Source organism: Alistipes sp. CHKCI003 (assembly GCF_900021155.1).
GTDB lineage: Bacteria > Bacteroidota > Bacteroidia > Bacteroidales > Rikenellaceae > Alistipes > Alistipes excrementavium.
Map to the genome: position 1 here is coordinate 1 of NZ_FCNT01000008.1, position 8,232 is coordinate 8,232.

The window sequence follows — 8,232 nt, forward strand, 5'->3', positions numbered from 1 at the left end:
GAATGCCGCGGTCAACGCCGCCGGGGTCGGTTCCTTCTTCTGGCGGTCGTTCGCCGAACCGCCGCGGGGGAATGGCCCGGCATCCATAGGCGGGGCCGACGAGTGAGTGCCCGACCGCTCCGGAGCTATTCCCCCTTTTTCCCAATCGGGTCTGCCACCGATCCAAACAAGGCAGAAGTAAGTTTTATCTTGGTTTTAATTATTTTTAGGTTGCCGGAGCGTCGTGAGACGTTCCGGTTTTTTGCGGCGTGCCGTATCGCCGGGTTTTCCGTCCGGCACCCTTCCCGACGATATTCCCCCGGCAGGCCGGAGACCGCCGGGGGGGGCCCTCCTTCCCCCGGCCGCTTTTCCCGCCGCTGCCGCCGCTCCGGCACGACGATCTCGGCCCGGGCGGTCGTCCGCGCGAATGCCTCCCGCCGCATCCTCCGTCCTCTGCCGCGACGGTGAAGCGGTATTGGAAATTGCGGATCGGCTGGCCGACATGGGGCGTGAACCGGCGGTGGGGAACCTTCCCATCGGCTGCATGCGGATCGCTACGTCCGGGCGGACCGCGGCCGCGGATGCCGACGCAGGCGGCGGATTCGGAGCCTGCGCCGCGGGCAGCGTGAGAATCTCGCCCGTCTGCCGATCGACGGCGAGCCTCTGTTTCCGACAGTGTTTGCTCCAGCTCCTTCAGCCGCGGCGGCTCCTTTCTCTCGCCGCGGCCGGCAGTGCGTTTGAGAAGCCTCTGACGGCGTTTTTCATACGTTTCCGTGGTGTTTCCGGTCGAGCCCGGAACATCGTTCGAGGCTGTGCGGCGCTCTGAAGCCGGGCATCGTCCCTGCACCCGGCCGGGAACGCATCCGCTTTCCGAGCGGTTGGACAGGGAATCGGCGATCGCCGTGCGACAGAGCGTGTTTTTCGGCTTCCCGGCGATTCTTCCGGCATATTGCAGGCACTTCGCAACGTCGTATTCCGCGTCTTCCATCCCCGGGAGCGCCATATAATACGAAAAATATTTCGGGCAGGCAACGGACAAGTAACCGAACTTGCCGTCAAACCTGCCCGTATTCGCTGTTGCATCGCCCCCCCCCGAGCATATCGTGCAGAATAGGGAATCGGATACCTGCAAACCGGTTTCCCGCTCTTTGCAGCCCGCTCGTTCTCCTCACCGCATCCCGGCCTTTTCGGGGAGCGGGCGTTTTCGCATCCCGATGTAGCGGAGGAAGAGGGATTCGAACCCCCGGAGCCTTGCAGCTCAACGGTTTTCAAGACCGCCGCAATCGACCGCTCTGCCATCCCTCCGTGCACCGCAAAAGTACAACGGATTTCCCGTTCCGCCAAATCTTCGCGCTGCTTTCTGACACGAACGGGTTTCTGTAAACGGCATTCGGTCGCAAAACCGGACGGGCCGAAAAATTTACCGGAATATTGTTTACCTTTGTCTGCCGGCGAACAATAAAGCGCCAAGCCAATCCGGATCAATACGTGGAATATGAACAAAACTCAACTTGCCGAGGCGGTCGCCCTCGAAACGGGACTCACGAAAATCGCGGCGAAAAAAGCGATCGACGCCTCGGTCCGTATCGCGGTCCGTGCATTCCGGGAGGGCGAAAGCCTCACCATGTCGGGGCTCGGGACCTTCCGCGTCGTGCAGCGGACGCCCCGCACGGGACGCAATCCCCGCACGGGGGCGCAGGTGAAGGTCCCCGCACGCAAAGTCCTGAAATTCCGCTCGACGACCGATCTCGAATAGTCCGACCGTACCGTTCCGTATGCAAAACGGCCGTTTCAAATTTTGTATCTTTAATAATATAGACTATATTTGCGTGGTTTTAAGAACGGAATCAGAGGCGCAAACAAGTAAAGACAAACAGAGAGGCGCATCTTCGGATGCGCAGCATTAGCCATGGAGAACAGTTTGCTCATCGTCGCACCGTTTCTGATTGCGCTCGCAGCCGCGGCCCTCATGCATCCGTGCATCGTGAAGATCGCGAAGATGAAGAAGATCGTGGACAATCCAAACGCCCGCAAACTCCAAAAAGAACCGGTCCCCATTCTCGGAGGCGTCGTCGTCTATTTCGGCATCTTCTTCAGCGTAGCCTGCACCCACGGTTTCGCAGACTGTTCGTCGCTGCTGGTGGCTTTCGCCGCCATGATGATCATGCTCTACACGGGTACGATGGACGACATTCTCGATCTGCGTCCGTCGACGCGCTTCGTCGTGCAGATCCTCGCGGTCTGCCTGCTTATCTTCGTCGGGCATTACGGTCTCGACGACCTCCGCGGCCTGTGGGACATCCATGCGCTTCCTCCTTCGGAATACATACCGCTTACGATCTTCGCCTGCGTCGGCATCGTCAATGCTCTCAACCTGATCGACGGCGTGGACGGCCTTTCGTCGGGCTACTGCATCATGGCGAGTCTGATTTTCGGCGCCGTCTTCACGCTGAACGGCACCACGCGCCCGATGAGCATTCTGGCTCTGGCGACGGCCGGATCGCTGCTTCCCTTTTTCCTGCACAACGTCTTCGGCAGACGATCCAAGATGTTCATCGGAGACGGCGGCACGCTGCTGATGGGCATCACCATGTCGGTCTTCGTCATGCGTGTCATCCAATCCGAAGGGGTTTCGCACCTGCTCGACGGACGCGGCTACTCTTCGGTAGCCTTCACGCTCGCCGTGCTTTCGATCCCCGTCTTCGACACGCTGCGCGTCATGTCCTCGCGCATGCTCAAGGGGCGCTCGCCGTTCCATCCGGACAAGACCCATCTCCACCATCTTTTCATCGAGCTGGGCTGCTCGCACATCATCACGACGATCATCATCCTCACGCTCAACTTCCTGATCGTCCTCGCATGGATGCTGGCCGGACACCTCGGCGCCTCGGCCGAAGCGCAGCTCTACCTCGTCGTCGGGCTGGCCCTGCTCTTCACGACGGGCATCTACGGCGGATTCAAGCTCCTGCAACACCGCTCGCCCGCAACATTCGATCGCATCGTCGCCCTCAACCTCCGGCTCAGACCTCAGAGGAACGGTTTTTTCCTGACGCTCCAGCGCTGGATTGATAAAATCTGATCGCTGCGCCCGCACTGTGCGCGTGCGGAATGCGCGCCCGTCTTCCGTACGCACCGCCCGTCTTCCGCACGCACCGTCCGCCTTTCGGCCCGGTACATTCCGGCCCGGCTCGTTCGATATGCTACGACCCGTCCGAATCGGTGCTTTTCGCTCCGCCGATGATGCCCCTCCCACGCCCCGGCGCTTCGCACTCCTTCCGGCCCTCGTTTTTCTCAGGACACGGGCCGCACGCCCGCGCCCGTCGACATCCGCTCGCCGCCGCACCAAGCGACACGCTGCACCTCGCCTCAAACGGCGTCCGGCGGAGTGCCGCCGGCGCCGGACGGCATTTCCGCCGGACGGCCCCGCCCGGCAAAACGTCCATTCATATGCCTTTCAGTACAATTTTTCGGAATTTTAGGACCGATCGTTTGGCCCTTGACAATCATTTTTCTACTTTTGCCCCCGATTTTCGCATCCGCGAATGCGAACGGTGTTTTAATCTAAAAATCGGAACATGAAGAAAATCCTCCTCCTGCTCGCCGCAGCCCTGCTCTCGCCGCAGCTCCATGCGGAAGGTTATCAGGTGAACAACCTCTCCTCGCGGCAGAACGGTATGGGCCATGTCGGTACGGCGCTGAAACTCAATTCCGAATCCTTGTGGTTCAATCCTGCGGCCGCAGCTTTCCAGCGCTCGAAGTTCGACCTGTCGGCCGGCCTCACGGGAATCTACTCCTACGTGAAGTACAACAACATCGACTACTCGGGCGAAAACCGCATCTCGGCCGAATCGGACAACAAGATCTCGACCCCGATGTACGTCTATTTCAACTACAAACCGACCGACCGCATCGGCGTGGGCCTCGCCTTCAACACGCCTTTCGGCTCTGCAATGGACTGGAACGACAATTGGGCCGGCGCGCATCTCATCCAGAACATCCGCCTCCGCGCCTATCAGGTGCAACCGACCGTATCGTTCAAGATCTGCAAGGGACTGGCCGTCGGTGCCGGCCTCGCGATCGCATGGGGCGATTTCGACCTCGCTCGTTCGATGTTCCCCGTCGGCGCCGCCACCAACGCGACGATCGCCGGCATTCTGACCTCACAAGGAATGGGACAATATGCGCCGCTCTTTACGAATGCGGGCGACCGCGCGCTGGTTTCCGCCAAGCTCAAAGGCGATTCGCAGGTCGCCGTCGGCGTGAACGTCGGTCTGATGTGGGACATCACCGAGGAGTGGACCGTCGGGTTCTCCTACCGCTCGCGCCTCAACATGAAGGTGAAACGCGGCACGGCCGATCTCGACTACCTTTCGCCCGAAATCCGGCAGGTGTTGAGCCGGACGGGACTGATCCCCCGCCTCTCGGAAGGCACGTTCAACACCGAGCTGCCTCTGCCGACGAATCTCACATGGGCCGCCTCGTTCCGTCCGACGCCGAAGTGGGAGTTCGCGGTCGATCTGCAATGGGTCGGCTGGAGCGCCTACGAGGACCTCAACGTCTCGTTCAACGAACCCGAACTGAAGATCGAGGATATCTATTCGGTGAAGAACTATAAAAATACGCTGGCGTTCCGCTTCGGCGGCGAATACAAACCCTGCGATTTCGTACAGGCCCGTCTGGGTATGTACGTGGACGAAAGCCCCGTGCGGAGCGACTACCTGAATCCCGAGACGCCTTCGATGACCAAGATGGCCTTCACGGCCGGTTTCACGCTGAATCCCGCGCGATTCCTGTCGCTCGACTTCGCCTACGGCTACGTAACCTCCGCCGATCCCGAGCGCACGGGTTCCTACCCCTACACCGACCCGCTCACTTACAGTGTCGTCTATCAGCAGGCCGTAGCGGGAGGCGCCGCTCCCGAAGCGGCGGCCGAGACCGCCTCCAAGGCTGCCGAACAGCCTTTCTCGGGCAACTACCGGCTCTATGCCCACACCTTTTCGGTCGGGGTGCGTTTTCATTTCTGAAACCGGAAAATTTTTCCTATCTTTGCGGCGCGTTCCCCCGAGAGGGCTCGCGCCGCAAACCTGTTTATGAAGAGATGGTTCCGGATCGTCGTGGCCGGCGCGACACTCTGCGTCGCAGCCTGCGGAGAGGACGACGCTGCGTTCGGTCCGCTTCCGCGGATCGTCTGCCGGGCGATGCGGAGCGATTCCCGCGACGAAGCGGTAACGCGCTCTCCGGCCTCGGCCGACCGGATTTTCCGGCAGCTTTTGCCCCGTTTCGGTGCGCTGCGGGGGCGGGATATACCGTTCAGCAACGAGACGGACGATTACGAGGTGCTGGAGGTAAGGATCGAAACCCTGCGCCGTTCGTGCGATCTTGTGGCCGACGTTGCGGCAAGACCTGCGAAAGAGCCGGTCTCGGCCGAGGGGCTGCGGCTCTATTTTCTGGGAGTGGACGAGGACGGCGCGCCTCTTGCCCGCGGCATCGTCTTCGCGTCGTCGGCGAACGACGACGGGACGTGGCACGGCGAAGCGACGTTCCATCTGCTGAGCGAGGCCGGCCGGTACCGGGATTTCGACCGCATGGTCTTCGTTCCGCGGGAGCGTTTCCATGCGGCGGCGGACAGCATACGCCGGCGTTGAGAAGAGACATGCGGCTCCGCAGTTCGGGGGCGGGAGCGACGGGGGTTTCCTGACCGCGGAGCAGGGCAAGCCGCGACATTCGGGCGCGACTGTCCGCGACTTTTCGCCGGATTATATGGAGCAAATGTTGGCCTTTGTAGTTCAACGGATAGAACGGCGGTTTCCTAAACCGCAAATCCGGGTTCGATTCCCGGCGAGGGTACGAGAAGCGACGGAAGATTTCGTCGCTTCGTTCGTTTTTGGCCGCGAATGCCGTCAGACGGTTGCCGAAAACCTGCACCATGCCGACCGCGTCCGGACCTCGTTGCCGATGCCGGCAATAAACGGCAGGACGGAACGACATGGCCTTCGGACTCGGTTTCATCGCTTATGGCCGCAAAAAGACCGAAGCGGTGCGCCCCGGAACGGGCATCGGGTATCGGCCTTGAATGCGCCGGTACGGCATATCGGCACGGAAACACTCGCCATCGGCCGAATAAACGCCCGTTCCTTGCGGGCTTCGAACGGGTTATCGAAGCCGACCCCGTTCTGCCGCACAGCAGAAAAGGCCCGATCCGTCAACTGCACGGGACCACACGGGGCGGCCGCGCCGGGCCGGTCTCCGAGTTCACGCGCCGCGATCTTGCCCGCGGCCGCTTCCGCCTGTCGTCCGGCCTTGCGGGCATGAACGCAGCCGGCCAGCTGTCCTGCCCTGCGCAATCCTTCGGTGGCGGCGTTAGCGTCTGCAACGGACCGGAAGACCGCGCACCGCCGGGCAGACGAGGCGGGAAGGCACATCGGAATCGGACCGCAAACCGCACCGTCGGTCGAGAAATTCAAAGCCCCGACAGGCCGAGACTATTCCGGTTCCGCCTGCGCTGCCGGGACGGTAATGCGTTCAACGGCGCACTGAGTCGAGGGCTGGGCCGAATCGGCGCTGCGCAGCGGGCCGACCGCGGCGCAGCGCCGATACCGGAACCACTGAGAATCGCCTGCGCGGGGAAGAGGCCGAACAGCAGTACGAATAAAAAAGGGGTGTCTGAAACTTGTTAGACAGCCCCTTTGCAATCCACGGACGGATTTTCAATCCACGATGGGGAAGTCGATGGTCTCGCTCTCTTCGTCCCAATCGTCGTACTGGAAATCCCCCGGATTTCCCTCCGCCAGTATCTTGCCCACGTTGATATTCAACGTAAGCCGCGTGTTGGGCGACAACGTCGCACTCAGATTTTTGTTCAACTTGTATTCGGTTCCGTCCTGCAAGGTGATGATCAGCTCCAGCGGCGGCTTGGCGGCCGAGGGGAACAACATCACCGTGATGTTGCCGTACGACAGCCCGTCTACCGAACGCGAGAGTTCGAATTGTACGGTCTTGGTCATGTTCTCCGCATCGCCTGTATAGAAGTTGAGTTTTTCGGCGATATTGCCGATGTTGACCTTCACGCTGGCGATTTCCGGGATGAATGCGCTGCCGTCGGTCTGTTTGACGACGACTTTCAACCCCGCCCCCACCCGTGTGAGCGATGTTTGCAAAGCATCCGTCCCGATATGGGCCGATTTGACGGCATGCACCAGATCGTAAACGGGAGAATAGATCCCGTCGCCGATGCTCCGCAGGCTGAAATAGAGCTTGGAGAGGTCCGCTCCCTCCACCAGACCGGGCGAGCTGATCTGCGGCGTGTTGTGGATGGGTTCGTCGTATTTCGGCGTTCCCCAGTAAACCATGTTGTAATCGCCGGCCGGCAGGTGCAGTTCCCGGTTGTACTTCCCCGACACGTCGCCGTCGACGATGGTGTAATATCCATAGAATACGCTCAGTTTCCCATTGATGTAGTTCCCGTAATAGACGGACGATTCGCTGTTGCAGGGATATATTTCCAGCACACCGGTGAAAGGATGCAGACTGAGGGGTTCGGCCATGCGGACATTGATGTCGGGCGTGATAAGCGCGGGCGCAGGCTCATCCCTGCCGTTGTTGCCGTCGTCATCGGAACACGAAGCGGCGAAAACGAGAACGCTCGACAAGGCTATAAAAACAAATCTTTTCATAATAATCGCAATTAGACATTCGCGAATGATGCAACTTTCATTACAATCGGCTCATAATCGACCTCTCGCCCGAATTTTCCGCCTCCGGGCCGCCGGGCGGGCTGTCCGGACGGCACAGATAACGGCACAGGCGACGGCACAGATAACGACATAGGCAACGACACCGAACGACGCCCCGGCAGACGGTGCGGCAAATGCCTTCTCCTCCGGCGGCTTTCCGTCGCGGCCGCCCTTCCCGCGTGGATCGCGGCTCCCGTTCGGATGCCTCGATCGGGCATTTGTATGTCGCATGCAGTCAATCGTCGGATCATTATGTTCCCGCATCCGAAGAAATTACTATCTTTGTTTCGGAAATGTGAGAAACAGCGTTTGCTATATTGTTTGGATCAGCTAAAACCGCCAATTCTTAGAATTCAATCTAAAAACAATAGATCAAACGTCTGCGCGAAGCGTGGGCGTTTACTTGAGTTGGATTGAATGGGTTGGCGTCCCAAGCTGACAACCGCAGGAACGCCCGCGCGCTTAAAAAGGCTTCCGGTGCTCCGGAAGCCTTTTGCATCCGCCCCGCCCCCTTCTCCGC

5 protein-coding genes and 2 tRNA genes are annotated in these 8,232 nt (G+C 60.3%); 5 read left to right on the forward strand and 2 right to left on the reverse strand.

The annotated features are described in order from the left end of the window. Positions 1-1,199: 1,199 nt before the first annotated feature. Positions 1,200-1,284 (reverse strand) — tRNA-Ser (locus BN3659_RS01050). A gap of 190 nt (positions 1,285-1,474) precedes the next feature. Between BN3659_RS01050 and BN3659_RS01055 the strand changes: the two genes are divergently transcribed. From BN3659_RS01055 to BN3659_RS01075, 5 genes are all read left to right on the forward strand, one after another. Continuing rightward, complete coding sequence (locus BN3659_RS01055; RefSeq protein ID WP_091533865.1) at positions 1,475-1,735, forward strand: HU family DNA-binding protein; 261 nt, start codon at positions 1,475-1,477, stop codon at positions 1,733-1,735. Positions 1,736-1,888: 153 nt separating this feature from the next. Then, the gene (locus BN3659_RS01060; RefSeq protein WP_091533866.1) at positions 1,889-3,058 is read left to right on the forward strand and encodes an MraY family glycosyltransferase; all 1,170 of its coding nucleotides are present in this window, start codon (positions 1,889-1,891) and stop codon (positions 3,056-3,058) included. A 496-nt stretch (positions 3,059-3,554) separates the two neighbouring features. Beyond that, positions 3,555-5,003 (forward strand): OmpP1/FadL family transporter, encoded by a 1,449-nt coding sequence (locus tag BN3659_RS01065; RefSeq protein WP_091533868.1) that lies wholly within the window; start codon positions 3,555-3,557, stop codon positions 5,001-5,003. Positions 5,004-5,069: 66 nt separating this feature from the next. Further along, complete coding sequence (locus tag BN3659_RS01070; protein ID WP_091533870.1) at positions 5,070-5,624, forward strand: hypothetical protein; 555 nt, start codon at positions 5,070-5,072, stop codon at positions 5,622-5,624. Between the two features lie 130 nt (positions 5,625-5,754). Beyond that, positions 5,755-5,826: transfer RNA gene (locus BN3659_RS01075), tRNA-Arg, on the forward strand. An 860-nt stretch (positions 5,827-6,686) separates the two neighbouring features. Here the strand turns inward: BN3659_RS01075 and BN3659_RS01080 are convergent. Then, positions 6,687-7,652: a FimB/Mfa2 family fimbrial subunit gene (locus BN3659_RS01080; protein ID WP_171847669.1), complete on the reverse strand. Its 966-nt coding sequence runs from the start codon at positions 7,650-7,652 to the stop codon at positions 6,687-6,689. Between the last annotated feature and the right edge of the window lie 580 nt (positions 7,653-8,232).